The 14,954-nt window shown below is 63.5% G+C and carries 16 protein-coding genes and 1 tRNA gene; 11 read left to right on the top strand and 6 right to left on the bottom strand.

Features of this window, described 5'->3' with window-relative positions; all coding sequences use genetic code 11:
* Window positions 1–3: 3 nt before the first annotated feature.
* From Q8M85_RS22745 to Q8M85_RS22720, 6 genes are all read left to right on the top strand, one after another.
* The gene (locus Q8M85_RS22745) at window positions 4–879 is read left to right on the top strand and encodes a LysR family transcriptional regulator (RefSeq protein WP_305549175.1); all 876 of its coding nucleotides are present in this window, start codon (window positions 4–6) and stop codon (window positions 877–879) included.
* Window positions 880–934: 55 nt separating this feature from the next.
* Window positions 935–2,041 carry a 3-isopropylmalate dehydrogenase gene (leuB, locus tag Q8M85_RS22740; RefSeq protein ID WP_305549172.1) on the top strand — a complete coding sequence of 369 codons (1,107 nt, stop codon included), beginning with the start codon at window positions 935–937 and terminating at the stop codon, window positions 2,039–2,041.
* Window positions 2,042–2,045: 4 nt separating this feature from the next.
* Entirely contained in the window at window positions 2,046–3,128 is a 1,083-nt protein-coding gene (locus tag Q8M85_RS22735) for a glycosyltransferase family 87 protein (RefSeq protein ID WP_305549169.1), read from the top strand.
* Window positions 3,129–3,247: 119 nt separating this feature from the next.
* Entirely contained in the window at window positions 3,248–4,114 is an 867-nt protein-coding gene (locus tag Q8M85_RS22730; RefSeq protein WP_305549166.1) for a DMT family transporter, read from the top strand.
* Between the two features lie 92 nt (window positions 4,115–4,206).
* A complete protein-coding gene (locus Q8M85_RS22725) occupies window positions 4,207–5,172 on the top strand; it encodes a DMT family transporter (RefSeq protein WP_305549162.1) in 966 nt (321 codons plus the stop codon).
* A 46-nt stretch (window positions 5,173–5,218) separates the two neighbouring features.
* Window positions 5,219–5,295, top strand: a tRNA-Pro gene (locus tag Q8M85_RS22720).
* A gap of 652 nt (window positions 5,296–5,947) precedes the next feature.
* Here Q8M85_RS22720 and Q8M85_RS22715 read toward each other — a convergent pair.
* On the bottom strand, window positions 5,948–6,739 hold the full coding sequence (locus Q8M85_RS22715; protein WP_305549159.1) for a helix-turn-helix transcriptional regulator: 792 nt from the start codon (window positions 6,737–6,739) through the stop codon (window positions 5,948–5,950).
* 99 nt (window positions 6,740–6,838) lie between these two features.
* On the opposite strand from Q8M85_RS22715, the gene Q8M85_RS22710 reads away from it, so the two are divergent.
* The 5 genes from Q8M85_RS22710 to Q8M85_RS22690 are packed head-to-tail and all read left to right on the top strand — an operon-like array spanning window position 6,839 to window position 11,612.
* Window positions 6,839–7,960 (top strand): ABC transporter ATP-binding protein, encoded by a 1,122-nt coding sequence (locus Q8M85_RS22710; RefSeq protein ID WP_305549156.1) that lies wholly within the window; start codon window positions 6,839–6,841, stop codon window positions 7,958–7,960.
* Between the two features lie 30 nt (window positions 7,961–7,990).
* Entirely contained in the window at window positions 7,991–9,151 is a 1,161-nt protein-coding gene (locus tag Q8M85_RS22705; protein ID WP_305549153.1) for a PotD/PotF family extracellular solute-binding protein, read from the top strand.
* 4 nt (window positions 9,152–9,155) lie between these two features.
* Window positions 9,156–10,010, top strand: a complete 855-nt coding sequence (locus Q8M85_RS22700; protein ID WP_305549150.1) for an ABC transporter permease — start codon at window positions 9,156–9,158, stop codon at window positions 10,008–10,010.
* Window positions 10,011–10,020: 10 nt separating this feature from the next.
* Window positions 10,021–10,836: an ABC transporter permease gene (locus Q8M85_RS22695; protein ID WP_305549147.1), complete on the top strand. Its 816-nt coding sequence runs from the start codon at window positions 10,021–10,023 to the stop codon at window positions 10,834–10,836.
* 17 nt (window positions 10,837–10,853) lie between these two features.
* A complete protein-coding gene (locus tag Q8M85_RS22690) occupies window positions 10,854–11,612 on the top strand; it encodes an SDR family NAD(P)-dependent oxidoreductase (protein ID WP_305549503.1) in 759 nt (252 codons plus the stop codon).
* A gap of 140 nt (window positions 11,613–11,752) precedes the next feature.
* Here the strand turns inward: Q8M85_RS22690 and Q8M85_RS22685 are convergent, their stop codons facing one another.
* From Q8M85_RS22685 to Q8M85_RS22665, 5 genes are all read right to left on the bottom strand, one after another.
* The gene (locus Q8M85_RS22685; RefSeq protein ID WP_305549144.1) at window positions 11,753–12,457 is read right to left on the bottom strand and encodes a GntR family transcriptional regulator; all 705 of its coding nucleotides are present in this window, start codon (window positions 12,455–12,457) and stop codon (window positions 11,753–11,755) included.
* Window positions 12,458–12,583: 126 nt separating this feature from the next.
* On the bottom strand, window positions 12,584–12,991 hold the full coding sequence (wrbA, locus tag Q8M85_RS22680) for an NAD(P)H:quinone oxidoreductase (protein ID WP_305549141.1): 408 nt from the start codon (window positions 12,989–12,991) through the stop codon (window positions 12,584–12,586).
* A gap of 85 nt (window positions 12,992–13,076) precedes the next feature.
* Window positions 13,077–13,979: a LysR family transcriptional regulator gene (locus Q8M85_RS22675; protein WP_305549138.1), complete on the bottom strand. Its 903-nt coding sequence runs from the start codon at window positions 13,977–13,979 to the stop codon at window positions 13,077–13,079.
* A gap of 182 nt (window positions 13,980–14,161) precedes the next feature.
* Window positions 14,162–14,287 (bottom strand): hypothetical protein, encoded by a 126-nt coding sequence (locus Q8M85_RS22670; protein WP_305549135.1) that lies wholly within the window; start codon window positions 14,285–14,287, stop codon window positions 14,162–14,164.
* Window positions 14,288–14,380: 93 nt separating this feature from the next.
* On the bottom strand, window positions 14,381–14,954 hold a 574-nt coding region (locus Q8M85_RS22665), incomplete at its 5' end, for an MFS transporter (protein ID WP_305549132.1).

Here is a 14,954-nt window from a genome sequence, read left to right as displayed (position 1 = left end):
TGAATGGGCACACTCGACTGGACACTGATCCGTTCCTACCTGGCCGTAGCCGAGGCCGGGTCGTTGTCGGCCGCAGCGCGGGCCACCGGGATCAGCCAGCCCACTCTTGGCCGCCACATCCAGGCAATCGAGGCGGCGCTGCAGGTCCAGTTGTTCACCCGGACGGCGCAGGGTCAGGCTCTGACCGAGGCGGGGAACGCAATGCTGCCAGCAGCCCGCGCGATGCAGGTGGCGGCGGCAGAGCTGGCGCTGACCGCCAAGGGGCGCACGGACGGGATCGAGGGGACGGTGCGGATCACCGCCAGCCGCGTCGTGTCACATGTGATCCTGCCTCCGATCCTTGCACGTCTGCGGGACGAGGAGCCGGGCATCCAGATCGATCTTGTCCCGTCGGACACGACCGAGAACCTGCTTTTCGGTGAGGCCGACATCGCCCTGCGCATGTACCGGCCGACACAAGCAGACCTGGTGGCGCGGCAGATCGGCCAGCTGCCACTGGGGCTTTTCGCCGCCCGCAGCTACCTGGACCGCAAGGGACGCCCGACCCGCGCGGAAGACCTGATGCAGCACGACTTCGTCGGACAGGACCGGATGGACCAGATCATTCGGGTCATGCGCGGGCTGGGGATGGAGGTAGGCCGCAGCTTCTTTCCGGTACGCTGCGACGACCCGCTGACCTATGTCGAACTCGTCCGTGCCGGATGCGGTTTGGGCGGCATCCTGCGCGCGCTGGGCGATCTCGATCCGCTGCTGGAACGGATCGACGTGATCCCCGACCTGCCCAGCCTGCCGGTCTGGCTGACCGCCGCCCCCCGCCTGCGCCAATCGCCCCGGTTGCGTCGGGTGTGGGATGCCCTTGGCGCAGCCTTCGCCGCTTGAAGTTTTCGGGCCGAAGGGCTAGGCGAACCGCGACACTTTTTCCAGGAGCACGCACGTGGCAAATCCTTCCCTCCTTATCCTTGCTGGCGACGGCATCGGCCCGGAAGTCATGGCCGAGGTGAAGAAGATCATCGGCTGGATGGGGGCCAAGCGCGGCGTCCACTTCGACGTGTCCGAGGACCTGGTCGGCGGTTGCGCCTATGACGCGCATGGCACGCCGCTGACCGATGCCACGATGGCCAAGGCGCAGGCGGTTGACGCTGTGCTGCTGGGTGCAGTGGGCGGGCCGAAATATGACAGCCTGGACTTTTCCGTCAAACCCGAGCGGGGGCTTCTGCGTCTGCGCAAGGAGATGGACCTGTTTTCGAACCTGCGCCCGGCGCAGTGCTTTGACGCTCTGGCAGATTTCTCCAGCCTGAAGCGTGAGGTCGTGGCGGGTCTGGACATCGTCATCGTGCGCGAGTTGACCAGCGGCGTCTACTTCGGCGAGCCTCGGGGGATCTTCAAGGAAGGCAACGAACGCGTGGGGATCAACACCCAGCGTTATACGGAATCCGAGATTGCCCGCGTCGCGCGGTCGGCCTTCGAACTTGCCCGCAAGCGCAACAACAAGGTCTGCTCGATGGAGAAGGCCAACGTGATGGAATCAGGCATCCTGTGGCGCGAGGTGGTGCAGGAAGTGCATGACCGCGACTACCCGGATGTCGCCCTGACCCACATGTATGCCGACAACGGCGCGATGCAGCTGTGCCGCTGGCCGAAGCAGTTCGACGTGATCGTGACCGACAACCTTTTCGGCGACGTGCTGTCGGACATGGCGGCGATGCTGACCGGGTCGCTTGGGATGCTGCCTTCGGCCAGCCTGGGCCTGCCGATGGCCAACGGCCGCCCGAAGGCGCTGTACGAACCCGTGCATGGCAGCGCGCCCGACATCGCCGGGCAAGGCAAGGCCAACCCGATCGCCTGCATCCTGAGCTTTGCGATGGCGCTGCGCTACAGCTTCGACATGGGCGAAGACGCGACTCGGGTAGAAAAGGCGGTCGAGAAGGTACTGGCCGACGGCGTGCGGACCGCCGACCTGATGGGACCTGAGGGCGGCACCCCGGTCTCGACCAGCCAGATGGGCGACGCTGTCATCGCAGCCCTGGACGCAAGCCTGTAACTGAATGGAAGCATGGCTGATCGACAAGGACTTCGCGAACTACTGGACGGCGGCGCGGCTGGTGCTGAACGGACAGGTTCTGGATCTTTTTGCCGATCACGCCACCTACTTCCGGCATCTGACCGATCAGTTCGGCCCTGACACGCATTGGCGGAACTGGAGCTATCCGCCGCATTACCTGCTGGTGATCTGGCCGCTTGGGTTCTTTGGCTATTTCCCCGCGATGGCGGGGTTCCTGGGCCTGACGCTGGTGGCCTACCTTTGGGCGCTGCGGGCCTTCGTCGGGCCGATCATCATAAGCCTGGCATTGGCGACAGCGATGGTGCTGCCCTCGATCTTCGACAACCTCTACCATGCGCAGAACGGGTTTCTGTCGGCGGCCCTGCTGCTGGGAGGGCTGGCGTTTCGGATGGAGCGGCCTGTCCTGGCCGGTGTCCTGATCGGCTGTCTGACGATCAAGCCGCAGCTTGGCGTCCTCTTGCCGCTGCTGCTGCTGATCGAAAGGCGCTGGCTGGTGATTGCCTCGGCCTCGCTGACGGCGGCGGGGCTGGTCATCCTGTCCGGCGTGCTGTTCGGCTGGGAAAGCTGGTCCGGCTACCTGACGCAGACCCTGCCCTACCAGTCGCGGGTCATGACGGATTTCTTCGGGATCTTCCTGGGCATGATGCCGACCATCTTCGGCGCCTTGCGCGTGCTGGAGGTTGATCCGCAGGTTGCGCTGACCGTCCATGCAGCCGTCGCAGTCCCGGTCATCGGCGTCGCCGGATGGGCGCTGCGGCAGTGCCGGGATGCCGACCTGCGCGCCGCGCTTGCGATCATGACCACCTTGGTCGCAGTGCCCTACTGGCTGACCTACGACTACGGGATCGCCGCGGCGGCGCTGCTTTTGACCTGCGACCGGGCAAAGGGAACCGAGGGAGCGCCGTGGCGGCGGTGCAGCCTTCTGGTGCTTGCCGCCTTCATGCCCACCGTCGCGATCCCCCTGTGGCTTTTCAACGCGCCGCTGACGCCGGGGCTGGTCCTGCTTGGCTTCGCCCTTGTCCTGCAAGCGGCCGTTCAGGCGACACGGCAGCTGGACCGCGACTGAAACAGGCGGTCAGAGCGCTGCCGTTTGCACCGTGACGCCGAAGCCCGGGCTTGCTATGCGTCGCGGCAGAGTTGCAAATACCCAGAGTCGCCAGACGGCGACAGGAACCGTAGCCCATCATGTCCATCCTTTCTGCGAATGTCCGGGGTGTCCTTCTCGGGCTGGCGGGCTTCGCGCTGTTCTCGGTGGCGGATGGCACGATCAAGTTTCTGGGCGGGACCTACAATCCGGTGCAGATCGTGGCCTTCGCAAGCCTGTTCACCCTGCCGCTGATCGCCCTGCTGTGGCTGAAGGACCGGGGACAGCTGCGCCCGGTGCATCCCTGGCTGATGGCGATCCGGGTCGTTGCGCTGATCGCCAATGCGCTTCTGGTCACCTATGCCTTCACGGCAATGCCTTTGGCCCAGGCCTATGCGATCTTCTTCACACTGCCACTGGTCCTGACACTTCTGGCCTGGCCGATCCTGGGCGACCGGGTGGATGCGATGGGCGGGGTCGCGGTGGTGCTGGGGCTGGTCGGCGTGATCGTGGCGCTGAACCCCGGGCGGATCGATTTCGGGATCGGTCATCTGGCGGCTGTCGTGGGGATGCTGATGGCGGCGGTCCACTATCTGATCGTCCGTAGGACAGGGGCGGCCGAGTCCTTGGTCGCGATGCTGCTTTACCCGGTGCTGGGCCAGTGCATTGCTGCCTTCCTCTTGCTGCCGTCCCGCTATCAGCCGATGCCGCCGCACGATCTTGCCACCGTCGCCAGCATATCGGTCTTCGGCCTGGCCGGCACGATGCTGATGTTCGCGGCCTACCGCGCCGCGCCGCCTGTGGTGGTGGCTCCGACCCAATATTCGCAGATCGCCTGGGCCGCGGTCTTCGGGGCGCTGTTCTTTGCCGAGCCGATGACCGCAAGCACTGCTCTGGGCATGGTCATCATCGCGGCTGCGGGCATCCTGGTGGTCTGGCGGCAAGAGCGGCAAAAGTCCCTGGCCTGAGCCCCGCGTGGTCTTGCATCCGCCCGGCGAACAGGCGAGAGTGTTTCCGCTAACGTGGCGTGAGCTTCACGCCCAGCCCCGGATCTTTTCGCATGTCTCCTTCGCTTCGCGGTGCGCTTCTGTCGCTGGCCGCCTTTGCTGCCTATGCCACCCACGACGTCGTGGTGAAGTACCTGGGCGGCACCTATTCCGCCTTCCAGACCATGTTCTTTGCCGGACTGATGGGCTTTCCACTGGTCACCGTGCTTTTGCTGAGCGACCGCCGCGAAAGCACCTTGATCCCGCGCCATCCCTGGTGGACGGCAATACGCACGGTCAGCGCGGTGGTGACGGGGGTGATGGGGTTCTACGCCTTTTCGGTCCTGCCGATGGCGACCTGTTACGCGATCTTCTTCGCGATGCCCCTTTTCATCACTCTGATGGCAATCCCCATGCTGGGCGAGAAGGTCGGCATGCGCCGTGGTATCGCGGTGATCGTCGGTCTTCTGGGCGTGCTGATCGTCCTTCGTCCCGGCAGTGGAGACGGCTTCTCGCTGGGCCACCTTGCCGCGCTGGGGGCGGCCACCACGGGGTCGCTGAGTTCGATCATCGTGCGCAAGATCGGGCGGGATGAACGGTCCGTGGTGCTGATGCTGTATCCGATGGTGCTGACCTTTGTCGCCACCGGAGCGACCATGCCCTTCGTCTATCAGCCGATGCCGGTCGAGGATCTGGCCCTGACTGCGGTGATGGCCTTCCTGGGCATGATCGGTGCCTTGGCCAGCATCGCTGCCTACCGGGTCGCCGCGGCGATCATCGTGGCACCGATGCAGTATTCCCAGATCATCTGGGCTGTGCTGTACGGTTGGCTGTTCTTCAACGAAAGCGTCGACTTTTATACCGCTGTTGGTTCTGCCGTGATCATCGCCTCGGGTATCTACATCGTTCTGCGGGAAAGCACGCCCTTGATCAGCCAGAACCGCCCCGTACTGGAGAACCGCTCACGCCTGGAAATGGGCACGTTGCCCCGCATCTCGGGCTGGCTGAAGCGTTTCGACAAGGGCGGCGATCAGGCGTGACGCCTCTTGCCAAAGGCCGTGGGACGGGGTAACCCCCGCCCACGGTCGGAGCGTAGCGCAGTCTGGTAGCGCACCTGCTTCGGGAGCAGGGGGTCGGAGGTTCGAATCCTCTCGCTCCGACCAATAAAATTCCCGAAAAATCAAAGCGTTGTAGAATGTGAGTTTGCACGTCCGGAACAGTTTCCCGGATCGCTCGGGCGGACCTTTTCAGTAGAAAGTCGGCCCATGTCGAGATGGACCCAAGATTGAAGGAGCGCGCGCAACACCTCGTCAGACCTGATTCTTCTCTGGAAACGGCTGACAGTTCCTTCAGTCACATTTCACTTGTGTCGAGAAGCAGCCGCAGAACACGAACCCGCGCATCGGTTCCTTGTGGCTGCTGCAGTTTGAGAACCCCGGATACGTCCGATGCTTCGCGCAACTCGTTCAGCCAGCGGCGCTCGGTCTCGGTTGCGGGAGTGACGAAGATAACGGTGATCGCTACCTACCGACGAGACAACCAACAACTCGGCATCTCCCAGCACGCCAGGGCCATAGCGACTTGGCGTAGCGACGCCGACCACGAAATGCCGCCAGGCACCCAGATCGGCGCTTGGCAAGGCAGAGCGGAGTGCGGCGCGCTTCTCGCCGCCCATCATCTAGATCTGGATCTGGGGAACTCGGCCGGTGGCAGGTTTCCGCCAATGCTCCTAAACGGCAGCGAGGATTTGGGTTGGCCTTCGTTTCACACGGTTGTGCAATTGGAAGAGAGGTCCGGGGGTGCGCAATCTCCGGTTCAAGTCCGAGCCAGTGTCTGGATGAAACGTGAGAACAATTCTCCCTGTGAGCTTATACGCAGCTTTGCATAGATGTTGCGCCGGTGAATGCGCACCGTTCCCGGCGAGTTGCCCAGGATGCGGCCGACCGCTTCGGCCGAATGACCCTTCAGTGTGTGTTCGACGATCTCGCGCTCACGCGCTGTAAGGAGCCCGTCTCCAAAACTGTGGAACGACCTTTCGAGATCGGTCTCTTTTGCTGGTCCATTTCGCTTTTGTGACGCGGTATCGAACCGCGAAGAGAGATCGGCCCAGTGCCGGCGGATGCTTGCGGCTACAAGGGGCTGAACTTCAGCCAGGGCTTTCATCTCGCGCGTGGAAAAGGGCCGCTCATCGCGCATCAGCGATAGAATGACCGTCGCACCATCAGGGAAATCGACAAAGAAGCCGATCTCTTCGGCAAGCCCGGTCTGAATGTAGTAGTTTCGGAAGTATTCACCCTGATAGAATCGGTCTGGCGCAAGATCGCGCATCCGGTAAAGACCGGCCGGCACGGGGCGTGTCACCGCAAGATAGAACGGGTCGAGTAGGTAGGGACCTTCTTGATAATCGGTCACGAAGATCTGCCGCTTGGCGTCTGGGAAATCGTCGTAAAGGTCCAGCGGTCGGGCGGAACCGATGTAGCCGAAAACCACAGTATAGGTATACGGCGCCACGGCCTGCAGAAGACTCGTCAGGGCGGGGGCGAAGCCATCCTGTCCGATTGCATCAACCACAGCACCGGTTCGTGCCAAGAGGCTCGCCCTATCCATCTTGCCACCATGCACCGTCCAAGTATGCAATTTGTGGTATATACATCGAATGGTGTCGTTCCTACGGTGAACCTGGATTCAAGGCATATACACCGTTCGATGGAAAGCAACCTGAAACCTTTTTCCGAAACGCAAGCTGCCCCGATCGCGGAACTTCGCGGGGCGAGCAAACATTATGGCGCTGTGGTCGCGGCAGAGGGTTTGAACCTAGCGATCCGTCGAGGAGAGTTCTTGTCGTTCCTCGGCCCCTCTGGCTGTGGCAAGACGACCGCGTTGCGGATGCTGGCGGGGTTCGAGACGCCGACCTCGGGAGACATCCTATTGGACGGGCAGCGGGTTAACGATGTGCCACCGCATCAGCGCCCGGTGAACATGGTCTTTCAGCACTATGCGCTGTTCCCGCACCTGACCGTGGCGCAGAACATCGGCTATGGCCTGCGCCAGCGCCGCCCCCGCCCGCCCGAGACCGAGATCGCCCGCGCGGTCGACCAGGCGTTGGAGACCGTGCGTATGCCCGGCTTCGGCCCGCGACGGATATGGGAAATGTCGGGTGGACAGCAGCAGCGCGTGGCGCTTGCCCGCGCGATCGTGAACCAGCCGAAGCTTCTGCTGTTAGACGAACCGATGGCGGCCCTGGACAAGAAACTGCGTCGCGAGATGCAGATCGAGCTTCAGACCCTGCAGCGGCAGCTGGGCATCACCTTCATCCTTGTCACCCATGACCAGGAAGAGGCGCTGTCAATGTCTGACCGCATCTGCATCATGCGGGGCGGGCGGATCGTCCAGGTAGGCAGTCCGCGTGAGCTTTATGACCGGCCGACCACCCGATATGTGGCCGATTTTGTCGGGAAATCGAACTTCTTCGCCGGAAAGGTGACCAAGGTTGCAGCCGGACGGACCGAGCTTGCAGTGGCCGCCGGTCGGCAGATAGCTGGCGTGGCCCCGGTGGATATCGCCGTGGGGCAGACCGCCACGGCCAGCCTGCGCCCCGAGCAGATCGCGCTGTCCCGCGAGACCGCCGGCCAGACCGTGCCGGTCGAGGTCATCAACCGCATCTTTCTGGGCGAACACACCGAATACCTCGTCCGCAACATCGATCTGGGCGACTTCCTGGTGCTGGTCTCGCGTCAGGCCGAAGCCAGCGAAGGCGGGTTCGAACCGGGGGATCAGGCCTTTGCCTCATGGACGGACGGGGCCGCGCTGATCCTGTCGGACGATTGAAACACGAACGAAGCAACTGGGAGAATCACCATGACAGACCGGAATGACTTCCTCTCGCGCGAGAAGTTCATGGCAGAGCTTTATCGCTACAAGAAAGGCTCGGTGACGCGGCGGCACTTCCTTGGCGTGACGGGCCTGGGGCTGGCGACCAGCGTGCTGGGAACCGCGGTGCCGGGGCTGCGTGGGGCCGCCCATGCGCAAGGCTCGATCGGCGACCGGGTGGTGGTGGCAAGCTGGCCGAACTATCACGACCCGGCCAACTTCGACGCCTTCACGGCGGAAACCGGGGCGGCGGTCGACCTGAACGTCTTCGGATCGAATGAGGAGATGCTGGCCAAGCTTCAGGCCGGCGGCTCGGGCTGGGATGTGTTCGTGCCGACCAACTACACCATCACCACCTATGTCGACGAAGACCTGATCGAGCCCTTGGACCTGTCGATGCTGCCGAACTACGACGCGGCAAGTTTCGATGCGCGCTTTGCGGACGCGGGCACGGTGAATGGCACGGTCTATGCCGTCCCGCGCAACTGGGGCACCACGGGCTTTGTGGTGAACACGGCGAACCTGGGCGGCCTGCCGAAGCCGACGACCTGGAAGGAATTCTGGGACATGACCATGGCCGAGTTCTCGGGCCGGACCATGGTGCATGACTATCAGCTGACCACCATCGGCAACGCGCTGAAATACTTCGGCTATTCCTTCAACTCGGTCGATCCGGCCGAACTGGCCGAGGCCGAGAAGCTGCTGATTGACGCCAAGCCGCATCTCTTTGCCATCAACTCCGACTACCAGCCGTCGATGCGGTCGGGCGATGCCTGGATGTCGATCGCCTGGACCGGCGACGGGTTGCAGTTGCACCGCGACATGCCCGAGATCGACTATGTGCTGGGCAAGGAAGGCGGCGAGCTTTGGTCCGACTTCTTCGCCATCCCGAAGGGCGCACCGCACCGGGACGCGGCCTATGCGCTGATCAACTACCTGCTCGCGCCCGAGGTGAACGCGAAGGAAGTGGCGTTCCACGGCTATCCGGTGGCGGATGCGCGGGTGAACGCGATCCTGCCGCCCGAGATGCTGAACGACCCGATCATGTATCCCGCCGCCGACCTCTTGTCGGCGCTGGAATTCGGTGCGGCGGTGACGCTGACCGACCCGAACCGCGCCGAGTTGATGGCGCGCTTCAAGTCGGCCTGATCCCATGCAGCGGCGGGACCTGAAGACATGGCTGTTCCTTGCCCCCGCCGGGGCATGGTTCCTGTGCATGCTGGTCCTGCCGCTGATCGTCGTCTTCGTGTTTTCCTTTGGCGAACGGGGGGCGGCGGGCGGCTATGTGCCCGCCTTCACCTTCGATAATTTCCTGAACCTCGGTGCCCGCTGGGCCGCGTTCAAGAACACGCTGATCCTGGCGCCGCTTGGCACGCTGATCTGCCTGCTGATCGCCTATCCGCTGGCCTACTTCCTGGCGCTGCGGACCTCGCCCAGATGGCGGACGGTGCTGCTGATCCTGGTGATCGTGCCGTTCTGGACCTCGATCCTGATCCGAAGCTATGCCTGGATCTACCTACTGGGCGGGCAGGGTATCCCCTCACTCTTGAACGCCCTGGGGCTTGGCAACCCGCGCCTGATCAATACCCCCTTCGCGGTGCTGGTCGGCATCGTCTACGGCTATCTGCCGCTGATGGTGTTCCCGATCTATGTGGCGCTGGAGCGGCTGGACAAGCGTCTGCTCGAAGCGTCCTCGGACCTTGGCAGCCCGCCCTGGCGCAGCTTCCTGCAGGTCACGCTGCCCCTGTCGATGCCGGGTGTCGCGACGGGCTGCATGCTGGTCTTCATCCTGTTGATGGGCGAGTTCCTGATCCCGGCCATGCTGGGGGGTGGCAAGGTCTTCTTCATCGGCAATGCACTGGTCGACCTGTTCCTGCAGTCGCGGAACTGGGCCTTCGGCTCGGCCGTCGCGGTGGCGCTGGTGCTGGTGATGCTGGTCACCGTCGCGGCCTATCTGCACTTCACCCGCCGCTGGGCGGGCGGGCGCGACGATGTCTCGTTGATGTAAGGGGGGAACCATGCGGATCTATGCGCTTGCCGTCTATCTGTTCCTGTACATCCCGATCGGGATCATCGCGCTGTTCAGCTTCAACGCCGGACGCCACGCCTCGCAGTTCCAGGGCTTTTCGACCCAGTGGTACGGAAAGGCGCTGTCCAACCCCTTCGTCATGGACGCGCTGACCACCAGTCTGACCGTGGCGCTAAGCTCGGCCGTGCTGGCCACCCTCTTCGGCACGATGGCCGCAATGGCGCTGCAATCGGTGAGGGGACGGCTGCGCCTGGCCTTCGACGCGCTGATCTACATCGCCGTCATGGTGCCCGGAATCGTGATCGGCATCGCAACGCTGATCGCCCTCGTCACGGTCTTTGACTGGCTGAACCCGATTCTGGCGGCGATCTGGCCGCTGGCCGACGCCGCCCCAAAGCTTACGCTCGGGTACGGCTCGCTGATCGCGGCGCATGGGCTGTTCGCGATGGCGCTGGTCATCATCATCGTCCGCGCCCGGATGGCGGGCATGGACCGCAGCCTGATCGAGGCCTCGGCCGACCTGGGTGCGACGCCCTGGGGCACGTTCCGGCAGGTGACGCTGCCGCAGATTTTCCCCGGCATCCTTGCCGGGTTCCTGCTGGCCTTCACCTTCAGCTTCGACGACTTCATCATCGCCTTCTTCGTTGCGGGATCGCAGACCACGCTGCCAATTTACGTCTTTTCCTCGATCCGCCGTGGGGTCACACCCGAGATCAATGCCATCGGCACGATGGTCCTGGGGGTGTCCCTTCTGCTTCTTGTCGCGGCACAGGCGATCCTGCAGCGCGGACGGAAGGCGGGATGATGTCAATGCGTTCCAAGATGCTGCTCGAAGATCGCGTGGCCTTCGTGACCGGCGCGGGATCGGGCATTGGCCGGGCGGGTGCAATAGCCATGGCTGCAGAAGGTGCGCTTGTCATCGTGACTGATCGTGACAGCGACCGCGCGCGGGCCGTGACGGAAGAGATCGCGCAGACCGGTGGCAAGGCTGAAGCCCGCGCGGTCGACGTAAGCGACGATGCTGCTCTGACCGCCGAGATTACAGGTGCCGCAACCCGGCACGGACGCTTGGACATCCTGCACTCGCATGCCGGCATCCAGATCCCAGGCCGTCTGGACCAGGTCACTCCCGACCAGATGGACGCCTCGTGGCGCCTGAACGTCCGGTCGCACTTCGTGGCGGCCCGGGCGGCAATGCCGGTGATGACCGCGCAAGGCAAGGGGTCGATCATCATCACCTCGTCGAACTCGGGCGTGCAGTTCGACCGCGAGATGATCGCATACGCCACAACCAAGCACGCGGTCATCGCCATGACCCGACAGATGGCGGTCGACTATGCAAGCCACAACGTGCGCTGCAATGCACTCTGCCCCGGGTTCGTCGACACCCCTTTCAACGACGGGTTCGAGCGCCAGATGGGCGGCCGCGGCGCGCTGGAGGACTATGTTACGCGGAACATCCCGATGGGCCGCTGGGGCACCGCTGAAGAAATCGCCCGCGGAATCGTGTTCCTAGCCTCGGATCAGTCGTCCTTCATGACAGGTCATGCATTGGTGCTCGACGGAGCCGAGTGCATCTGAGTCCAGAACTGAAAAGCGCTCGATAAGGCGGCACATGTGACCGCATCAAGCCACTGCGTCCAAGACGGACGGAGCAACGAGCTTAGACCTTGGTGCCCATTCGTCGCGGTTGGAGCGAGGTCAGCTCTTCTCAGAATTAGTCACTGCTGGCCGGGCTCGATAACCGCACGCAATCCTTCGAGCGTCGTATTGTAGTGATCCGCAAGAAGCAGACATGCTCCATCGGCGTCCCGGTCGATGACTGCGTTCAAAAGTGCCTGGTGTTCGGCCGCGGCACCCTCGCGACGCAGGAGACTGGGGTGCACGTTCATTGACGGTTTGCGATAGCGAACCGCCTGATCCATGATGGTCGAGCAGAAACCGAGAAACCAGCTGGACCCACAACGGTCGAGCAGCAGCATATGGAATTCTTTGAGGCGCTGCTCCCATTCTTCCCAGATTTCGCGGCCCGCCTCGGCGGGCATGCGGCGGTTGGTGCGCGCCAGACGGTGATAGGCAAGCACCAGCTGTTCCTCCCAGTCTTCGGTCGCGTTCTTGATCGCTTCGCGCAGGGCAAGAGTTTCCAGCCAGATCCGAGTCTGGACCAGCTCTTCCAGCGAAGTCATCGAGATTTCGGCCACGAAGAAGCCGCGCTGGCTCTTGCGTTCAACCAGCCCTTCCGAAGACAGGCGGCTCAACGCCTCGCGCACGGGGGCGATGCCGATGCCATAGCGGTCGGAGATCGCCTCGATCTGCAACTTTTCGCCGGGGAACAGCTCGCCATTCAGAAGGTCGCGCCGGATGCGCTCATGCGGCTGTTCGGACAGGTTGCGCGTATCGTTCAATGCCTTGTCAGGGGTATTCATCAGCCAACTCCAGCCGGCCGGCCGGCCTTGTTCCAGAATACGGACGCGATCGGCTTCGTTTCGCTGGCAACCTTTACCTTGACGATCCCGACCTCGCTTCTGACGACGCGGTTCGGCGTGGCACTATCACATCGGCTCAGCCGTCGGCGACTGGAGCTGCATCGTGGCCTCGTGTCCGCCATGCTGCGAGCCGGTCGAGACGAACACCCCGGCGACCTTGCCGACCAGCTCGTTGCGCATCCAGAGGCCGCCCGCCTGATCGATGAACTGCTTCACCTGCCCGGCCATCAGGCCAAACCGGGTCGGTGTGCCGAACAGGATGCCGTAATAATCGGCAAGATTGGCCGGGCTGGCAGCCGGGGCGTCATCCTCGACAAAGCCAGCACTCTTGCGGATGTCCGCCGGCACCGTTTCTGGGATGCGACGGAGGTCGACCGCGGCTCCAGGCCCGGTCCGGGCGCCTTCGGCCACGGCGTCGGCTAGGATCAGGACATGGCCGTAGCTGGAATAGTAAAGCACGAGTATGCGGGTCATCTGATCCTGACTAGCAGGGGTTTCTCTGCCCGTAAGATCGATGCTGGGGGTAGCGGGAAATACCCCTCGCAGCGCAAGTCAGACTTTACACCGAAGGGGGGAGTTCCCGGGCCAGTGCCTGTTCAAGATGGTCGAGGAAGGCGGCGATCCGCAGGTGCTTGGAAGGGCCTACTGTAGAGATCGCCCAGATCTCGCGCGGCGGGAGTTCGAACCGGTGCAGGACACGCTGAAGCGCGCCTGAGACCTCGGGCGCGCGGGAAATGAAGTCGGGCAGCGTGCCAAGGCCGCAGCCGGCAATCAGCAGGTCCCGCAGGACGACGCTGCTACTGACCCTGGCGCAGGGGTCGACGGCGAGGGAGAAGGCCCCATCAGGACCCCGCAGATCCCAGCGTGTCAAATGTTCCGACAAGAGGTAGCCGACCACAACATGCGCCGAGAGGTCCGCCGGTGTCGTCGGAGTGCCGCGTTCGGGCCAGACAACCGGGTGCCGCGAAATGCCGACCCGGACCACGCCAAGTCTGCGGGCCCGGAGCGTAGAGACCTTCAGACTGGAACGGATGCGCAAGGTCAGGTCGAAGCCGCCCTCGACCATGTCGATCACCCGGTCATCCAGCGTCGGGCTGACACGCAGATCGGGATAGCACCGCAGAAACGCTGGAAGCATGGCTCCCACGAGTTGTCCGAAGGACAAAGGCGCATTGATTTGCAAGTGGCCAACGACCGCCCGCGCGCTTTCGCGGATGTTGTCCTCGACCCGGTGGACAGCATCTAGTATGCCCTTCGCTTCGTCGTAATGGACCCGCCCCGCCTGGGTCAGCGACATGCTGCGGGTGGTGCGGGTGATGAGCATGGTGCCGAGGTTTTCTTCCAGGAGCCGCACCTCGCGGCTGAGGAGGGTAGCGGAAACTCCCAGATCCTCTGCCGCCCGCGCAAAGTTGCCTCGATCAACGATGCGGCAGAAGGCTTGCATGACAGAAAGCTTGTCCATCTTTGCGTCCGGTCCCCTTCGCGCTGCTTGATGAAGCATGATGGGTAGCTGTCCGGCGGGAAAGTTGGATAATCCGGAGTGCGCTTTACCAAGGACGGTTGGCACTGCTGAAAGGATTGCTGCCTCAAGTCTTGTGGTTAGGGGTGCCCTGGGCTGCAAGGCACCCCGCAGGACGGTCGGATCTAGGTTGCCGTTGGCTTTTCGGTGCCGATATCACGGGCCAGGTGCGGGCCAAGGCGAATGGCAAGTGCGGACCTGGCTTTTTCGTGCGAATAGATGCGCCAGGCGCGGGCGAGTTGGGTAAGCATGTCATGTTCCTTTCGTGAGAGGTTGATCGGTGTTTGTCGGGTTTGGACGGGAAGTCCCCGCGCCCCGCAGGACAGGGACACGGGGATCTTGGTTCAGCCCACCGGCACGTCGGCGGCGGCCGCACCGCCGCGAACGAAGACCAGAGAGGCCAGGGTGGCCAGCGCGGCAACCACGGCGGCGCCCAGGAAGGCTGTCTGGTAGCCCGCCAGCATCGCCTCGGGTTCGCCTTGCATCGAGGCGGCGAACGAAACCATCACCGCAAGGCCTAGGGCTGATCCGACCTGATAGGTCGTGTTGATCAGGCCTGATGCGAGACCGGTGTCCTGCGGGGCCGCTCCACCCATGCCGGTCATCGTGACCGGGATATAGGCCAGCGACATACCGATCGCCGCAAGGAGCGAGACCGGCAGGACGTTGGCCGCGAAGGTGCCGTCGGCGGGCAAGCCAGCGAAGAACGCCAGCGCCACGGCGAGGGACAGCAGGCCGGTGACCATGACCGGCTTGACGCCGAACCTGCCGATCAAAGGGCCGGTCAGCCGGACCATCATGACCATGATGACCAGCGTCATCGGCAGAAGTGCCAGGCCCGAACCGAAGGCCGACAGGTTCAGCACGGTCTGCAGATAGAGGTTCAGGAAGAACCAGAGCGGGATCCAGGCGGCACCC

The sequence above is a fragment of the Tabrizicola sp. genome (assembly GCF_030694085.1).
Taxonomy (GTDB): domain Bacteria; phylum Pseudomonadota; class Alphaproteobacteria; order Rhodobacterales; family Rhodobacteraceae; genus Tabrizicola.
Note: the sequence above shows the minus strand (reverse complement) of the source record. Positions and strands in the feature narration are given on the sequence as shown.

What these genes read in the sequence shown, in the direction of transcription:
- Q8M85_RS22745 (WP_305549175.1), top strand. Translation starts at nt 4, where the DNA reads ATGGGCACACTCGACTGGACACTGATCCGTTCCTACCTGGCCGTAGCC.
- Q8M85_RS22735 (WP_305549169.1), top strand. Translation starts at nt 2,046, where the DNA reads ATGGAAGCATGGCTGATCGACAAGGACTTCGCGAACTACTGGACGGCG.
- Q8M85_RS22730 (WP_305549166.1), top strand. Translation starts at nt 3,248, where the DNA reads ATGTCCATCCTTTCTGCGAATGTCCGGGGTGTCCTTCTCGGGCTGGCG.
- Q8M85_RS22725 (WP_305549162.1), top strand. Translation starts at nt 4,207, where the DNA reads ATGTCTCCTTCGCTTCGCGGTGCGCTTCTGTCGCTGGCCGCCTTTGCT.
- Q8M85_RS22715 (WP_305549159.1), bottom strand. Translation starts at nt 6,739, where the DNA reads ATGGATAGGGCGAGCCTCTTGGCACGAACCGGTGCTGTGGTTGATGCA.
- Q8M85_RS22710 (WP_305549156.1), top strand. Translation starts at nt 6,839, where the DNA reads ATGGAAAGCAACCTGAAACCTTTTTCCGAAACGCAAGCTGCCCCGATC.
- Q8M85_RS22705 (WP_305549153.1), top strand. Translation starts at nt 7,991, where the DNA reads ATGACAGACCGGAATGACTTCCTCTCGCGCGAGAAGTTCATGGCAGAG.
- Q8M85_RS22700 (WP_305549150.1), top strand. Translation starts at nt 9,156, where the DNA reads ATGCAGCGGCGGGACCTGAAGACATGGCTGTTCCTTGCCCCCGCCGGG.
- Q8M85_RS22695 (WP_305549147.1), top strand. Translation starts at nt 10,021, where the DNA reads ATGCGGATCTATGCGCTTGCCGTCTATCTGTTCCTGTACATCCCGATC.
- Q8M85_RS22690 (WP_305549503.1), top strand. Translation starts at nt 10,854, where the DNA reads ATGCTGCTCGAAGATCGCGTGGCCTTCGTGACCGGCGCGGGATCGGGC.
- Q8M85_RS22685 (WP_305549144.1), bottom strand. Translation starts at nt 12,457, where the DNA reads ATGAATACCCCTGACAAGGCATTGAACGATACGCGCAACCTGTCCGAA.
- wrbA (WP_305549141.1), bottom strand. Translation starts at nt 12,991, where the DNA reads ATGACCCGCATACTCGTGCTTTACTATTCCAGCTACGGCCATGTCCTG.
- Q8M85_RS22675 (WP_305549138.1), bottom strand. Translation starts at nt 13,979, where the DNA reads ATGGACAAGCTTTCTGTCATGCAAGCCTTCTGCCGCATCGTTGATCGA.
- Q8M85_RS22670 (WP_305549135.1), bottom strand. Translation starts at nt 14,287, where the DNA reads ATGCTTACCCAACTCGCCCGCGCCTGGCGCATCTATTCGCACGAAAAA.